Here is a 14,235-nt window from a genome sequence, read left to right as displayed (position 1 = left end):
ATGGCGGCAGACAAGGCGCCGCGCCGCATCCTGGTGGTCGGCCCGTCCTGGGTCGGTGACATGGTGATGGCGCAGAGCCTGTTCAAGACCCTCAAGGCCGGCACGCCATGCGAGATCGACGTGCTCGCCCCGGGCTGGTCGCTGCCCATCCTGGAGCGCATGCCCGAGGTGCGCCGCGGCGTCGTCATGCCGCTGGGGCACGGCGAGTTCGGCCTCGGCAAACGCCGCGCGCTGGGCAAGGAACTGGCCTCGGAAGGCTACCAGCAGGCCATCGTCCTGCCGGGTTCGCTGAAGTCCGCGCTGGTGCCCTTCTTCGCCGGCATCCCGCGCCGCACCGGTTTCCGCGGCGAGATGCGCTACGGCCTGCTCAACGACATCCGCCCGCTCGACAAGGCCGCGCTGCCGATGACCGTGCAACGCTTCGTGGCGCTCGGCCGGGTGGCCGGCGCGCCGCTGCCCGAGCCCTTCCCGCGCCCCAAGCTGGCCCCGGACGTGGCCAACCAGGAACGCCTGCGCGCCGAACTCGGCCTCGCCGCCGAGCGCCCCGCGGTGGCCTTCATGCCCGGCGCCGAATACGGCCCCGCCAAGCAGTGGCCGCTTGCGCACTTCGCCGCCCTCGCCGAAGACCTCGCCCAGCAGGGTTTCCAGGTCTGGGTGCTGGGCTCGGCCAAGGACCGCGAGTTCGGCGACATCATCGCCGCCGGCATGGAAGAGTGGGTCATCAACCTGTGCGGGCGCACCCAGCTGGGCGACGCGGTGGATCTGCTCGCCATGGCGCAGGCCGCGGTGACCAACGACTCCGGGCTGATGCACGTCGCCGCCGCGCTCGACCGCCCGCTGGTGGCGATCTACGGCTCGTCCACGCCGGACCACACCCCGCCACTGGCCGAGCGCGTCGCCATCCGCTACCTGCGCCTGGAGTGTTCGCCCTGCTTCGAGCGCAGCTGTCCGCTCGGCCACACCCGCTGCCTGCACGAGATCACCCCGGCCAGCGTCATGGGCGCGCTCGCCCAGCTCGGCGTGGTGGCGCAGCCGCTGGTGACAAGGACGCGCTGAATGCGGGTGCTGCTGGTCAAGACCTCCTCCCTGGGCGACATCATCCACACCTTGCCGGCGCTCACCGACGCCGCGCGGGCGCTGCCCGGCATCCGCTTCGACTGGGTGGTGGAAGAAGCCGTCACCGAGATCCCGGCCTGGCATCCGGCGGTGGACCGCGTCATCCCGGTGGCCATCCGGCGCTGGCGCAAGGCGCCGTTCCGCGCGTGGACCAGCGGCGAATGGCGGCGCTTCACCCGCGAGCTGCTGGCGACCCGCCACGACCTCACCATTGACGCCCAGGGCCTGCTGAAGAGCGCCCTGCTGACCCGCTATGCCGCCACCCCGGTGCACGGTCTGGACCGCGCCTCGGCACGCGAACCGCTGGCGGCGCGCTTCTACACCCATTGCCACCACGTGCCGGGCGGACGCCACGCGGTGGAACGCACCCGCGAACTGTTCGCCCGCGCGCTCGGTTACCCCATTCCCACCGACCCCGGCAGCTACGGTCTGGAACGCAGCCGCGTACTGGCCGGCGCGCCGGATCAGGTCGCTGGCGCCGATCCGCGCCCCTACCTGCTGTTCCTGCACGGCACGACCTGGACCACCAAGCACTGGCCCGAGGCCTACTGGCGACGCCTGATCGAAACCGCCATTGCCGCCGGCTGGCCGGTACGCCTGCCCTGGGGCAACGAGGCCGAGCGCGCCCGCGCCGAGCGTCTGGCGGCCGGCCTGGCCGAGGTCACCGTGCTGCCGCGCCTCAATCTGGCCGGCATCGCCGCCCAACTGGCCGGCGCACGCGCCTGCGTGGCGGTGGACACCGGCCTCGGCCACCTCGCCGCCGCGCTGGACGTGCCGACGATCTCGCTGTTCGGCCCCACCAACCCCGGCTTCACCGGGGCCTGGGGCGCGCGCCAGGTCCACCTGGCCAGCGACTTTGCCTGCGCGCCCTGCCTCGCCAAGACCTGCGCCTACCAGCCCAGCGCCGCCGAGCGCGAGCGCTTCGACCTGGAACGCGACTGGCCACTGTGCTTCACCCGCGTGGACGCCGCACAGGTCTGGCAGCGCCTGCAAACCCTGCTCGACGAGGCCCACGCCTGATGCAGCTTGCCTTCTGCCTTTACAAGTACTTCCCCTTCGGCGGCCTGCAACGCGACTTCCTGCGCATCGCCCTGGCCTGCCAGGCGCGCGGCCACGACGTCCGCGTCTACGTGCTCGAATGGCAGGGCGAGGTGCCGCCCGGCTTCGAGCTGGTCAAGGTGCCGGTGAGCGCCATGACCAACCCCGGGCGCTACCGCAAGTTCACCGCCTGGATGCAGGACGACCTCGCCCGTCGCCCGGCCGACCGGGTGATCGGTTTCAACAAGATGCCCGGCCTGGACGTGTATTACGCCGCCGACCCGTGCTACGAGGACAAGGCGCAGACCCTGCGCAACCCGCTCTACCGCCTCAGCGGGCGCTACCGCCACTTTGCCGCATACGAGCGCGCGGTGTTCGCACCCGAGGCGCACACCGAGATCCTGATGATCTCCACCGTGCAGCAACCCCTCTTCGTCAAGCACTACGGCACCCCCGCACGGCGCTTCCACCTGCTGCCGCCAGGCATCGCCGCCGACCGCCGCGCGCCGCCCGACGCCGCCGAGATCCGCGCGGCCTTCCGCCGCGAGTTCGGCCTGCATGACGACGACCTGCTGCTGGTGCAGATCGGCTCCGGCTTCAAGACCAAGGGCCTGGACCGCAGCCTGCGCGCGCTGGCCGCGCTGCCGCCGGAACTCGCGCGCCGCACCCGGCTGATCGCCATCGGCCAGGACGACCCCAAGCCCTTCCGCATGCAGACCGCCGCACTCGGCCTCGGCGAGCGGGTGCAGATCCTCAAGGGGCGCAGCGACATCCCGCGCTTCCTGCTCGGCGCCGACCTGCTGATCCATCCGGCCTACAACGAAAACACCGGCACCGTGCTGCTGGAGGCGCTGGTCGCCGGCCTGCCGGTGCTGACCACCGCGGTCTGCGGCTACGCCCATTACATCAGCGATGCGGACGCCGGCGCGGTGGTGCCCAACCCCTTCGAGCAGGCCGCCCTGGACCGCCTGCTTGCGCAGATGCTCGCCGACGGCGCTGCGCGCCGGCGCTGGAGCGCCAACGGCCTGGCCTTCGCCGACAGCGCCGACCTCTACAGCCTGCCCGAGCGCGCCGCCGACGTGATCCTCAAGGGGCGCGGCGCGTGAGCGAGCTCTACCTCGCCCCGCCCTTCGACCGTCTGTGGGCCGGGCGCGACCCCTTCGTCGCGGTCGAAGCCCTGCAGGGCGAACTCTTCCGCGAACTGGAAGGCCGCCGTACGCTGCGCACTGAGGTCGAGGGCCGCGGCTATTTCGTCAAGATCCATCGCGGCGTGGGCTGGGGCGAGATCCTCAAGAATCTGGGCTCGCTGCGTGCTCCGGTGCTGGGCGCGGCCAACGAATGGCGCGCCATCGCCCGCCTGGAAGCGCTGGGCGTGGGCACCATGCGCGCGGTGGCCTACGGCGCGCGCGGCGCCAACCCGGCGCGCCGCCACTCCTTCATCGTCACCGAGGAACTCGCGCCGACGATCAGCCTGGAAGACTACTGCCGCGACTGGCCCACGCAGCCGCCGACGGTGGCGCTCAAGCGCGCGCTGCTCACCCGCGTCGCCGAGATGGCGCGCCGCATGCACGAAGGCGGGGTGAACCACCGCGACTTCTACCTCTGCCACTTCCTGCTCCACCTCGACCCGCCGCCCGCCCCCGAGCGCCTGCGCCTGTCGCTGATCGACCTGCACCGCGCCCAGGTGCGCGCCCGCACGCCGCGGCGCTGGCGCGACAAGGACCTGGCCGGGCTGTACTTTTCCGCGCTGCGCATCGGCCTCACCCGGCGCGACTGGCTGCGCTTCCTGCGCAGCTACTTCCCCGGCCCGCTGCGCGCCACGCTGGTGCGCGAGGCCAAACTGCTGGCCTGGCTGCGGCAGGAAGGCGAACGCCTGTCGGCGCGTTTCGAGCGCAAGTTCGGCGGGGCCGGCGCATGAGCTGGACCCTCACCGCCGCCTGCCCGCCGTCCGCGGCGCAGGCCTTTGCCTCGCTCGACGCGGTGTTCGCGCTGGCCGGCGAACGCATCGCCCGCGATCCGCTGAGCGAGGTCATCCGCGTCGAGGTCGATGGCCTGCGTTACTACGTCAAGCGCTACCACGGCGCCGGCAAGAATCCGCTGCGCCTGTGGTTCGGCCGCCCGCGCGTGCAGGCCGAATGGGAGAACCTGCTCGCCTTCCAGGCCTGGGGCATTCCCACCGCGCAGGTGGTCGGTTACGGCCTGGAGCGCCGTTGCGGCGCCTTCGCGCGCGGCGCGCTGATCACCGCGGAACTGCGCGGCACCGCCGACCTCGGCCATCTCGCCCGCAGCCAGGACGCCCGCTTGCGCGACCGCCGCTGGGTGGCCACGGTGTCCGCACAGGTGGCCGACGCGGCGCGCCGCATGCACGCCCAGCGCTTCGCCCACAACGACCTCAAGTGGCGCAACCTGCTGGTCGATGCCGACGCCCGCCTCTACCTGATCGACTGCCCGAGCGGCGAGTACTGGTCCGGCCCCTTCCTGCGCTACCGCATCGTCAAGGACCTGGCCTGCCTCGACAAGGTGGCCAAGTACCAGCTTTCGCGCACCCAGCGTCTGCGCTTCTACCTCGACTACGCGCAGCAGCCGCACCTGGACGCCGCCGACAAGCGCCGCATCCGCCACATCCTGCGTTTCTTCGCGGGGCGCGAATGAGTGCCGCGCCGCTGCTCGACACCGCCGCCCTGCGCGCCGCCGGACGCGCGCCGGCCACGCCCTTCCGGATACGACTGGCTGACGACCGCCTCGTGCAGATCGAGCGCCTGCTGCGCGTGCTCCCCGGCAAGCGCATCGTCGGCGCCGGCACGCTGGAGGGCGAAGCCGCCCTGATCAAGCTTTTCATCGCCCCCGGCAGCGCGCGCCACTGGCAGCGCGAGGTGGACGGCCTCGCCGCCCTGCAGGATGCCGCGCTGCCCACCCCCGCCGTGCTGACCGCCGCCCCGCTGGCCGGCGAGGGCCACGCCGTGCTCACCGCCTTTCTGGCCGCTGCCGACCCCCTCTCCGCGCTGTGGCAACGCAGCCCGGCCGACGACGCCCGCCTCGCCCTGCTCGCCCCCGCGCTGGCCCTGCTGCGCCGCGCACACGCCGCCGGGCTGGTGCAGAGTGACCTGCACCTGGGCAACTTCCTCGCCAGCGACGGGCAGTTGTGGATGATCGACGGCGACGCGGTGGAGCGCCCGCAAGCCCCCGGCGCGCCGCTCTCCGGCGCCGCCGCCACCGCCAACCTGGCCCTGCTGCTGGCGCAGTTCACCCCGCAATGGGATGAACAGGCGGCGCGCTGCCTGCACACCTACCTCGCCGCAGGCGACGGCCCGGCCGTCGCGCTGCCGCAACTGCTGCACGAGATCGAGCGCCAGCGCGCCGCCCGCCTCGCCGACTTCCTCGCCAAGAGCGGGCGCGAGTGCACGCTGTTCCAGGTGCGCCGCAGCGCCACCCGTTTCAGCGCGGTGCTGCGCGACCAAGCCGACGCCCTCGCCCCCCTGCTCGCCGATCCGGATGCGGCCATCGCCGGCGGCCGCCTGCTCAAGGACGGACGCACCTGCACCGTGGCGCAGGTCGAGATCGCCGGCCGCGCGCGGGTCGTCAAGCGCTACAACCTCAAACATCTGGGCCACGCCCTGTCGCGCTGCTGGCGCCACACCCGCGCCTGGCAGTCCTGGCGCGAAGGGCACCGTCTGCGCTTTCTCGGCATTGCCACGCCGGTGCCGCTGGCGCTGCTGGAAGCGCGCCTCGGTCCGCTGCGCGGACGCGCCTGGCTGGTCACCGAACACTGCCCCGGTGTCGACCTGCTCACCCATCTCGACCCGCAGCGCGAACCCCCTCCGGCGGAAGCCCGCGCGCTGCGCGAACTGTTCGCCGCGCTGCACCGTGCGCGCATCAGCCACGGCGACCTCAAGGCCACCAATCTGCTGTGGCACGACGGCGAGGTGGTGGTCATCGACCTCGACGCCATGCAGCAGCACGACAGCGCGGCCAGCCACGCCCGCGCCTGGGCCAGGGACCGCGCCCGCCTGCTGCGCAACTGGCCGGCCGGCAGCGCGCTGTGGCGATGGCTGGAGGCAAACCTGCCGCCGGCCTGAAACAGGCCACGTGGTAACATCCGCCGTCGACTTACCAGACTTCCCCGCCGATGCAAGCCGCCCCCCAGGCACCCGACACTCTGCCCAATTCGCTGCGCATCTACCTGCGCCTGCTCGGCTACGTCCGTCCCTACATCGGCCATTTCGCCATCAGCCTGCTCGGCTACATGATCTTCGCCTCCGCACAGCCGATGCTGGCGGGGATCATGAAGTACTTCGTGGACGGCCTCGCCGATCCCGCGGACGCCGTGCTGCGCGACATCCCACTCCTCGACGGCGTGCAGCTGATTTATGGCGTGCCGGTGATGCTGGTAGTGATCGCTGCCTGGCAGGGCCTCGGCTCCTTCCTTGGCAACTACTACCTTTCGCGCGTCTCCCTGGGGCTGGTTCATGACCTGCGCCGCGCACTCTTCGACAGCCTGCTCCACCTCCCCAACCGCTACTTCGACCAGCACAGCTCCGGCCACCTGATCTCGCGCATCACCTACAACGTCACCATGGTCACCAGCGCCGCCACCGACGCCATCAAGACCGTCGTGCGCGAGGGGCTGACGGTGATCTTCCTGCTCGCCTTCCTGTTGTGGATGAACTGGAAGCTGACCCTGGTGATGCTCGCCATCCTGCCGGTGATCGGCGTCATGGTGGGCAGCGCCAACCGCAAGTTCCGCAAGCAGAGCCGCAAGATCCAGGTCGCCATGGGCGATCTCACCCACGTTGCCGCAGAGACCATCCAGGGCTACCGCGTGGTGCGCAGCTTCGGCGGCGAAGACTACGAATCGGCGCGCTTCCGCGAGGCCAGCGCGGACAACATGCGCAAGCAGTTGCGCATGGTGAAGACCGGCGCCACCTTCACCCCCTCGCTGCAGCTGGTGACCTACACGGCGATGGCCACCTTGCTGTTCCTCGTCCTGCTGCTGCGCGGCGATGCGTCCGCCGGCGACCTGGTGGCCTACATCACCGCCGCAGGGCTGTTACCCAAACCCATTCGCCAGCTCTCCGAAGTCAGCGCCAACATCCAGAAGGGTCTCGCCGGCGCCGAGAGCATCTTCGCCCAACTCGACGAAACCCCGGAAACCGACCGCGGCACCGTCGAAAGGCCCCGTGTGGACGGGCGCATCGAGGTGCGCGGGCTGCGCTTCGCCTATCCCGGCAGCGACAAGGCGGTGCTCGACGGGCTCGACTTCAGCATCGCTCCCGGGCAGATGGTCGCCGTGGTCGGCCGCTCGGGCAGCGGCAAGTCCACTCTCGCCAGCCTGATCCCGCGCTTCTACCATCACGACGAAGGGCAGATCCTCGTCGACGGCGTGGACGTCGAGGACTACACCCTGCGCAACCTGCGCCGCCACATCGCCCTGGTCACCCAGCAGGTCACCCTGTTCAACGACACCATTGCCAACAACATCGCCTATGGCGACCTCGCCGGCGCACCACGTGCCGACATCGAACGCGCGGCCGAAGCCGCCTACGCGAGCGAGTTCATCGACCGCCTGCCGCAGGGCTTCGACACCCTGGTGGGCGAGAACGGCGTGCTGCTCTCCGGTGGCCAGCGCCAGCGCCTGGCGATCGCCCGCGCCATCCTCAAGGACGCCCCGGTGCTGATCCTCGACGAAGCCACCTCGGCGCTCGACACCGAGTCCGAACGCCACATCCAGGCCGCACTGGATCATGTGATGGAAGGGCGCACCACCCTGGTCATCGCCCACCGCCTGTCCACCATCGAGAAGGCCGACCTGATCATGGTCATGGACCACGGGCGCATCGTCGAACGCGGCACCCACGCCGAACTGCTCGCCGCCGGCGGCCATTACGCCCGCCTGCACGCCATGCAGTTCCGCGAAGACAGCCCCACGCCAAACCCCTGACCAAGGCTTCAAGTACAATGTTGCGCTTTGAACGCGGCGCAGCGACACCTTGGAACTGATTGACGAACAGCATTACCTCGCCCTGCGTGCGGGTGCCACCGTGCTGGAGCGCGACGGCTACGGCGACAAGGTGCTGCGTCTGACCGACGGCAGCTTCCTCAAGCTCTTTCGCCGCAAGCGCCTGATCTCCTCGGCGGCATGGTCGCCCTATGCGCAGCGCTTCGCCGACGCCGCCGCCGCCTTGCAGGCGCGGGCCATTCCCTGCCCGCAGGTGATCTGTGTATACCGCATCCCCGCCATCGGCCGCGATGCGGTGCATTACCACCCGCTTCCCGGCACCACCCTGCGCCAGCTCGTCCGTGACGGCCTCGATGCCGACGAGCGCGGGCGCCTGCGCAGCGCCTTCAACCACTTCGTACGCCGCCTCCACGATCTCGGCATCTACTTCCGCTCCCTGCATCTGGGCAACGTCGTGCTGACACCCGCAGGCTCCCTCGGTCTCATCGACATTTCCGACATCCGCGTCCACCGCCGCCCGCTGAGCCGTTTCTGGCGCGTCCGCAACCTGCGCCGCCTGCAGGGCATCGACGACGAGCGCGAGTGGCTCGACGAGTCCATCATCCTCGGCACCGACAGCGGGGCCACACGGTGCTGAGCGCCGCTGCACGCTTTGCCCTCGCAGTAGCCCGTGCCCTGTTGCGCGGCGGCTTCGCGCTGCGCGACGGCCATCTGCCCCCTGCCGCTCACGATATCCCCGAGGCCTTTACCAGCGTCGGCGTCGCCCCCGCTGCCGATCCCGCGCACGACGCCCGGCAGCTCGACCATCTCGCCCGCCTGGGCGTGCGCCGGGTGCGCCTCGACTTCACCTATGGCGATGCCGACGGCCCACCCGCACGCCTGCTCGGCAAGCTTGCCAGCGCCGGCTACCGCGTCAGCCTGCACCTCTTGCAACCCTTCGAGGAAGCGCGCCGGATGCCCGACGCCATGGCCGCGGAGCGCTGGCGCAGCTTCCTCGCCGACACCCTCGAGCGCTTCGGCGAGCTGGCCGACCACATCGAGGTCACCTCCACCGTCAACCGCAAGCGCTGGGCAGGTTACACGCTGGAAGGCCTGCTTGCTGCCTGGGGCATCGCCCACGAGGAGGTGCGCCGTCGCGGGCTGGTCCTCGCCGGCCCCAGCATCACCGACTTCGAACCGGTCTATAACGTCGGCCTGCTCGCCTTGCTGCGCGAGCGCGGGCAACTGCCCGACCTCCACACCGACAACCTCTTCGCCGAACGCGCCCTGCGCCCGGAACGCTGGGACCACAAGATCCTCGGCGAGCGCCTCGCCCCACTGATCCGCTTCAACCTGGTGAAGAAGGCACGCCTGCTGGCGCGCATCGGCGCCCAGGCCGGAGTGCCGCGGCTGGTATCACCCGCAGCATTCTGGACCCTGCCGCGCATCGAACGCCGCCTGCCCGACAGCGAACAGAAACAGGCCGACTACCTGACCCGCTACTTCGTCCTCTGCGCCGCCTCGGGTGCCCTCGAGCACGCCGGCTGGGGCCCGCTCGCCTGCCATCGCGAAGGTCTCGTCGACGACGGCCCCCAGCCCTACCCGAAGCTGGAGCGGATCACCCACTACGCCAGCGTAAGCGGCCCCGAGTACCGTCCGCGCCCGGCCTTCGACGCCCTCGCCGCCTTCAACCGCTTCATTCCCGGGACCCGCTACGAGGGCCGCCTGAGCCGTAACGCGGACATCGAAGTGCACGCCTTCAGTGCCCCCGGGCGCTGCCTTCATGTGGTGTGGACGCCAAACGCGCGCTGCGCCGCACTGCCCGACCTCTACGCCGCCAACGACCTCGCCGGCGCGCAGATCTTCGATCGCGACGGTACTGCGCTCAGCGGCCGCCCAGTGACCGTCAGCCGTCTCGCCACCCTGGCGGTGACCGAAAAACCGCTCTACCTGCTGTGGACAGGCGACCTCCGCCCCGCCGTCTCGGCCTGCGCCGCCCCCCTGCCCGGGGTCAGCGTCAACGCCCACGGCCCCGGCCACCTCTACTACCACCGCGCGGGCGACTGGCACGGCATGGTGCGCGCCGCCGACGGCGCCGCCGCCGACGCCCTCATCACCGCGCTGCACCCCGAAGCCATCGGCGCGCCGCAGCGCGAGGCCACCCTGCGCCACGCCCGCAATGCCATCTGGACGGTCGCCGATCCATGCCACAGCGGTGGCCGGCTGGTGGTCAAGCAACCGGTCAAGCACCACCTCCACAAGAAGCTCCTCGACCGCCTCAAGCCCTCCAAGGCGCGCCGCAGCTGGAACGGCGCCTGCGAACTGGAGCGCCGCGGGCTGGGCACCGCGGCACCGGTGGCATGGTTCGAGCAGCGCAGCGGCGACGACCTGACCCGCAACTGGTACGTCTGCGCCCACGTCGGCGGACAGCTGTCGATCGGCACCCTGTTCTCCGCCTACGCCCGTGGCGAATCCACCCACGCCGGCATCGCCGCCGGGCAGGCTTATGCCGCGCTGGCTGCTTTCCTGCTGCATATGCACGGCCGCGGCATCTTCTTCCGCGACCTCTCCGGCGGCAACATCCTGGTTTGCCCACAGGCCGACGGCGGACTGGCTTTCCAGCTCATCGACACCGCACGCATCCGCCTCTATCCACGCGGCGTGCCGCTGCGCCAGCGCATGGCCGACCTCGCACGCGCCTGCCACAAACTGCACCCGCCCGGGCGCGAGGCCTTCATGGCGCTCTACCTCGACGAACTCGGCCAGCGCTTCACCGCCCGCCGCCGGATGGCCTTTGCGCTCTATGACCTCAAGGCAGCGCTCAAGCGCCGTCTGCGCAAGACGGCGTTCTACAAGGCGCTGAAGCGCTGAGCTGCCACATCCCGCGGATGCCGGCGATGCCATGGGCACCGGCGGCGCGCGCCGCCGCCATGTCGGCATCGCCGAGGCCGCCGAGCGCGAGCACCGGCATGGGCAGCGCCGCGGCGAGCCGGGCGAAGCCCTCCCAGCCCAGTCCGCTGCGCCCGGGATGAGTGGGGGTGGGGCGTACCGCGCCGAGCAGCGCATAGTCGAGACCGAGTTCGGCGGCACGCAGGAGTTCGTCGCGGCCGTGGCAGGAAGCCCCCACCCAGGGTAGCGCGGGGCGCTGCGTCAGCGCCGTCAGCTGGTGCGCCGGCAGATGCACGCCATCGGCACCGCAGCACTGCGCCAGCGCCACATCGCCATTGACCACCACCAGCGCCCCGGCAGCGTGGGCGCGACGCACCACGGCAGCGGCAAAAGACTCGCGGGCCGGCGCAGAGAGCACCGGTTCGCGTACCTGGACGAGGCGCAGGCCGGCAGCCAGCGCGGCATCGAGGGCAGCGAGCTGGGCTTCGACGCCAATCTCGCCGGCATGGGTGATGCCCATCCGCCGCGGCAGACACAAGGCCTTCAGGATGGGTCCGTTGGCCGGCAGCATGGGGCCGACGGCGAGCGCATCGGCACACTGCCAGGCGAGCGCGCTATGGACGTGATCGTTGACCTCTCCCGACCACGCCGCGACCTCGAAGAAGTGCAGGCGCACATGGGCGTGCTCATAGTGGTGTTCGCGCATCAGCCAGGGGTAGAGGGTATGCGCGCGGATACCGAGTTCCTCGTCGAGCTCACGCACCAGGGCTGCGGCCGGGGTCTCGCCGGGCTCGACCTTGCCGCCCGGAAACTCCCAGTAGCCCGGGTAGAAGGTGCCGGGGGCGCGCTGGCCAAGCAGGAAGCTGCCATCGGCGCGGGTAATCACCCCCGCGGCGACATCGACGATCTTTTTCATCGCCCTACTCCCCGAGCCGTCCGGCGTAATCGCGGGCGAACTGCCAGGCCACCCGTCCTGAGCGCGAACCACGCATCAGCGCCCATTGCAGGGCCTCCTGGCGTGCACGCTCGATGGCCTTCGGCTTGAGCCCGAATTGCCCCAGCCAGTAGGCGACGATGGCGAGGTATTCGTCCTGGCTGAAGGGGTAGAAGGACACCCAGAGGCCGAAACGTTCGGACAACGAGATCTTCTCTTCGGTGGCCTCGCCGGGGTGGATCTCTCCATCCACGTGGCGGGCCTTGAGGTTCTCGTCGTGGTACTCGGGCATCAGGTGACGACGATTCGAGGTGGCGTACACCAGCACGTTGTCGGGCACCGCCGACACCGAGCCGTCGAGCACGCTCTTCAGCGCCTTGTAGGCCGCCTCGCCCTCCTCGAAGGAGAGGTCGTCGCAGAACAGGATGAAGCGCTCCGGACGGCCGTCGAGCAGTTCGACGATGTCCGGCAGATCGACCAGGTCGCTCTTGTCCACTTCGATCAGGCGCAGCCCGCGCTCACCGTACTCGCTGAGCAGCGCCTTCACCAGTGAGGACTTGCCGGTGCCGCGCGCACCGGTGAGAAGGACGTTGTTGGCGCGCCGGCCGGCGAGAAACTGCCGGGTATTGTCGTCGATGCGGCGCTTCTGCTCGTCTATGTCCTGCAGATCGGCAAGGCGGATGTCGTGCGGCCGGGCCACGGCCTGCAGCCACGCCCGGCCGTGGCGACGACGCCAGCGGAAGGCGGTGGCGACACCCCAGTCGGGGGCCGCGGGCAGGCCCGGCAGGGTCGCCTCGAAGCGTTCCAGCACGCACTCCGCGCGCGCCAGCAGGCGGTTCAGTTCATTCATCGTCATGCTTGTGTCCATCGTCGTCACGCGGCGGGGTGCGCCGCGCCCAGGCCAGCACGCCGAGGAGGAGCAGGGCTACGCCGAGTTCGAGAAATATCACCCACATCCAGGCCACTGTCCCTGATCGCCGTGCGCCCACGCCGGTATACTCGGGGGGCTCGCTCCGAGTGTAACCCGAAGCCTTCGCTCGATGACCGCCTCCCCCACCCTCTCCACCCTTTCCGCCAGCGCCATGCGCCTGGGCTCCGCCGCTGCGCTGGGCGCCGCGCTGCTGCTGCTCAGCGCCTGCGCCAGCACGCCGCCGCCGCCCGCGCCCCCACCGGCCTGCCCGGCGCCACAGCCCTGTCCGGCCTGCCCGCTGTGCCCGGCACCCCCGCCAGCGCCACCGGCAGCCACACTGACCCCCGCGGCGCCACTGCAAGCGGCCAGCTGGGCGGACATCGAGGGCTGGAGCGACGACAACCATGCCGCCGCCTGGCCTGCACTGCGCCAGTCGTGCACCGTGCTCGCCCGGCGTACGGAATGGGCCACCCTCTGCGGAGCAGCCGCCAGCCTCGGCGAACAGCCCTCGGCAGCGATTGCCCGGCAGTTCTTCGAAGACCGCTTCCAGCCCTGGCGGGTGGTCAACGCCGACGGCAGCCGCGAAGGCATGGTCACCGGCTACTACGAACCGCTGATCCGCGGCAGCCGCAACCCATCGCCGCGGCACCGCTGGCCGGTACATGGGGTGCCGGCGGACATGCTCACCATCGACCTCGGCGACGTTTACCCGGAGCTGCGCAACATGCGCCTGCGCGGCCGCATCGAGGGCAATCGCGTCGTGCCCTACCTGACCCGCGGCGAGGTCGAGGCGCGCGGCAGCGACCTGCCCGCGCCGGTGCTGCTGTGGGCGGAGGACCCCATCGACCTGTTCTTCCTGCAGGTACAGGGCTCCGGCCGCGTCGAACTGCCCGACGGCAGCCGGGTGCGCATCGGCTACGCCGACCAGAACGGCCACCCCTACGTTTCGATCGGACGCTGGCTGGTCTCGCAGGGCGAACTCACCCTGTCACAGGCCTCCATGGATGGCATCAAGGCCTGGGCGCGGCGCAACCCGCAGCGCCTTTCGGAGCTGCTCAACGCCAACCCCAGCTACGTCTTCTTCCGCGAACTGACCCAGGCCGACGGCGGCCCCATCGGCGCACTCGGCGTCCCGCTCAGCGACGAGCGCAGCATCGCCATCGATCCCCGCTACGTGCCGCTCGGTGCGCCGGTGTTCCTGGCCACCACCTACCCGCTGTCCGACCGTCCGCTGCGCCGCCTGATGCTGGCCCAGGATACCGGTGGTGCCATCAAGGGCGCCGTGCGCGCCGACTTTTTCTGGGGTTTCGGCCCTGAAGCCGGCGCACGCGCCGGGCGCATGCGTCAGCAGGGCAGCATGTGGGTACTGCTGCCGCGCGGCATGGCGCCGCCGGCTGTGCAGTAAGCCGCCGC

12 protein-coding genes are annotated in these 14,235 nt (G+C 70.9%); 10 read left to right on the top strand and 2 right to left on the bottom strand.

The window, feature by feature from the left end; translation table 11 throughout:
• From waaF to C8261_RS07555, 9 genes are read left to right on the top strand one after another with little or no spacing between them, the layout of a single operon-like run.
• Entirely contained in the window at positions 1-1,056 is a 1,056-nt protein-coding gene (gene waaF / locus C8261_RS07595; RefSeq protein WP_107493069.1) for a lipopolysaccharide heptosyltransferase II, read from the top strand.
• A complete protein-coding gene (gene waaC, locus C8261_RS07590; RefSeq protein ID WP_107493068.1) occupies positions 1,057-2,136 on the top strand; it encodes a lipopolysaccharide heptosyltransferase I in 1,080 nt (359 codons plus the stop codon).
• The gene (locus tag C8261_RS07585; RefSeq protein ID WP_107493067.1) at positions 2,136-3,260 is read left to right on the top strand and encodes a glycosyltransferase family 4 protein; all 1,125 of its coding nucleotides are present in this window, start codon (positions 2,136-2,138) and stop codon (positions 3,258-3,260) included. Before waaC ends, C8261_RS07585 begins: the two co-directional genes overlap by 1 nt.
• Positions 3,257-4,072, top strand: a complete 816-nt coding sequence (gene rfaP, locus C8261_RS07580; RefSeq protein ID WP_107493066.1) for a lipopolysaccharide core heptose(I) kinase RfaP — start codon at positions 3,257-3,259, stop codon at positions 4,070-4,072. The genes C8261_RS07585 and rfaP overlap by 4 nt, the downstream gene beginning before the upstream one ends.
• Positions 4,069-4,806, top strand: coding sequence for a lipopolysaccharide kinase InaA family protein (locus C8261_RS07575; protein ID WP_107493065.1), 738 nt, complete (start codon positions 4,069-4,071; stop codon positions 4,804-4,806). The genes rfaP and C8261_RS07575 overlap by 4 nt, the downstream gene beginning before the upstream one ends.
• Positions 4,803-6,230, top strand: a complete 1,428-nt coding sequence (locus C8261_RS07570; protein ID WP_107493064.1) for a lipopolysaccharide kinase InaA family protein — start codon at positions 4,803-4,805, stop codon at positions 6,228-6,230. Before C8261_RS07575 ends, C8261_RS07570 begins: the two co-directional genes overlap by 4 nt.
• A gap of 50 nt (positions 6,231-6,280) precedes the next feature.
• Positions 6,281-8,092, top strand: coding sequence for a lipid A export permease/ATP-binding protein MsbA (gene msbA / locus C8261_RS07565; protein WP_107493063.1), 1,812 nt, complete (start codon positions 6,281-6,283; stop codon positions 8,090-8,092).
• Between the two features lie 49 nt (positions 8,093-8,141).
• Entirely contained in the window at positions 8,142-8,747 is a 606-nt protein-coding gene (locus C8261_RS07560; protein WP_107493062.1) for a BUD32 family EKC/KEOPS complex subunit, read from the top strand.
• Positions 8,741-10,960 (top strand): lipopolysaccharide kinase InaA family protein, encoded by a 2,220-nt coding sequence (locus C8261_RS07555; RefSeq protein ID WP_107493061.1) that lies wholly within the window; start codon positions 8,741-8,743, stop codon positions 10,958-10,960. Before C8261_RS07560 ends, C8261_RS07555 begins: the two co-directional genes overlap by 7 nt.
• On the opposite strand, the gene C8261_RS07550 is transcribed toward C8261_RS07555, so the two are convergent.
• Complete coding sequence (locus C8261_RS07550; RefSeq protein WP_107493060.1) at positions 10,911-11,894, bottom strand: Nudix family hydrolase; 984 nt, start codon at positions 11,892-11,894, stop codon at positions 10,911-10,913. The genes C8261_RS07555 and C8261_RS07550 overlap by 50 nt on opposite strands.
• A 4-nt stretch (positions 11,895-11,898) precedes the next feature.
• Positions 11,899-12,762, bottom strand: a complete 864-nt coding sequence (locus tag C8261_RS07545; RefSeq protein ID WP_181358892.1) for an ATP-binding protein — start codon at positions 12,760-12,762, stop codon at positions 11,899-11,901.
• A 190-nt stretch (positions 12,763-12,952) separates the two neighbouring features.
• Between C8261_RS07545 and mltA the strand changes: the two genes are divergently transcribed.
• On the top strand, positions 12,953-14,227 hold the full coding sequence (gene mltA, locus C8261_RS07540) for a murein transglycosylase A (protein WP_235864866.1): 1,275 nt from the start codon (positions 12,953-12,955) through the stop codon (positions 14,225-14,227).
• Positions 14,228-14,235: the final 8 nt, after the last annotated feature.

Source organism: Pseudothauera lacus (genome assembly GCF_003034845.1).
GTDB lineage: Bacteria > Pseudomonadota > Gammaproteobacteria > Burkholderiales > Rhodocyclaceae > Pseudothauera > Pseudothauera lacus.
This window is presented reverse-complemented; position numbering and strand designations above follow the sequence as displayed.